Source organism: Candidimonas humi (assembly GCF_019166065.1).
GTDB classification, from domain to species: Bacteria; Pseudomonadota; Gammaproteobacteria; order Burkholderiales; family Burkholderiaceae_B; genus Candidimonas; species Candidimonas humi.
Genome location: NZ_JAHTBN010000024.1, coordinates 1 through 1,578 on the forward strand (window position 1 = coordinate 1; position 1,578 = coordinate 1,578).

The window sequence follows — 1,578 nt, forward strand, 5'->3', positions numbered from 1 at the left end:
TGTCAACGTCGGTTGAAAACTGACCCACATTTCGTCGGAAACGTCGGAGTAAATCTGACCCACCCTGGCATCCTGGGTACTACGGTTTGATCTTTACCTGTCCCGCTTTGCGTTTGTCCTTGAGCCGGTAGCTTTCACCGGCGATTTGCACGATGTGGCCGTGATGCAGTAGCCGGTCAAGCAGCGCCGCCGTCAGGGTCTGGTCATCGGCGAAAGCTGATGACCACTGCCCGAAGGGCAGATTGCTGGTGACGACGATGCTGCCGCGCTCGTAGCGCTTGGCGACCACGTTGAAGAACAGGTTGGCCTCCTCGCGCCCGAAGGGCAAATAGCCGATTTCGTCGATGACCAGCAGCCTGGGGCCGACAATGGCGCGGGCGAAGTACTGCTTGAGCCGATCCTGCTTGTGGGCGGTGGCCAGTTGCAGCATCAGGTCGGCAGCGGTGATGAAGCGGGTCTTGATGCCGGCCATGACAGCGCGATAGGCCAGGGCCTGGGCCAGGTGACTCTTGCCCACGCCGCTGGGGCCGATGAAGACGATATTCTCGGCGCGCTCTACAAAGCTCAGCGAGGCCAATTCCTGGATCTGTGCCTTGGGCGCACCGCTGGCAAAGGCGAAGTCGTATTCCTCCAGCGTCTTGATCGATGGCAGTGTCGCCAGGTTCAGCAGGGTCGTACGCTGACGTTCCAGGCGGGCCTGGTTCTCCGTGTTCAGCACCCGCTCCAGGAAGTCACCGTGGGAGGCTTCCTCCTGGGCGGCCTGCTGGGCTATGCCAGGCCACTCCGCGGCGATCCGATCCAGCTTGAGCATCAAGCACAACTGTTCGATGCGTGCATGCTGCAGGCTGTTCATGTGCGCACCTCCAGCAAGGCGTTGTAGACCGACAGCGGGTGTTGCAGGCTCTGCACCGGGATAGGCCGCTCAAGCACCGGTACGGAGGGCAGGCTGGCGGACAGGGCCGGCAGACTCATCAGCGCGGCTTGCTCAGCGGGCATACGCGCCTGGGGCCTCTCGCGGGTGGTGGCGTGGACTCGGTGGTTGGCCACTTCGATGAGCCAGCGACCAATGTGTGAGTTAGCCGCCTGCGCATCGAACCGCAGGCCTGCCTGTTTGAGCGTGGCCGCCAACGGCACGCAGAAACTGCCCTTCAGATAACCGTTGAACCGCTCCACCTTGCCCTTGGTCTTGGCCCGGTAGGGGCGGCACAGGCGCGGGGTGAACCCGTAGCGCTCGGCCAGCGCCAGCATCTGAGGATGCCAGCGGTGCAAGCCTGGTCCGTAGGCGTCGCGCTCGATGACGATGGTGCCAGCGTTGTCGAACAGGACATGTTGCGGCACCCCGCCGAAGTAATCGAACGCCTCGCCTATACACCGGCACAGCGTGTCGGCCCGCTCGTCGGTCGTGAACTTCACCCAGGCCATGCGGCTGTAGCCCAGGGTGGCCACGAACGCCAGCAACGGATCACGGCCGCGCCGGATATGGGTGAAGTCGGCTTGCATCTGCTGACCAGGCGGCGTCTCAAAACGAACGACCGGCGAGTCGGCCGGCTGAGCGCGCAGGCCGTTGATGAAGACCTT

Annotated in this window: 2 protein-coding genes; both read right to left on the minus strand. The window is 63.4% G+C overall.

Annotated features, from left to right (window positions below):
* Positions 1-79 precede the first annotated feature (79 nt).
* The gene (gene istB / locus KVP10_RS21135; RefSeq protein WP_088604826.1) at positions 80-853 is read right to left on the minus strand and encodes an IS21-like element helper ATPase IstB; all 774 of its coding nucleotides are present in this window, start codon (positions 851-853) and stop codon (positions 80-82) included.
* Positions 850-1,578 (minus strand): IS21 family transposase (istA, locus tag KVP10_RS21140; protein WP_217966737.1); only part of this gene is annotated, 729 nt, incomplete at its 5' end. The genes istB and istA, both read right to left, overlap by 4 nt.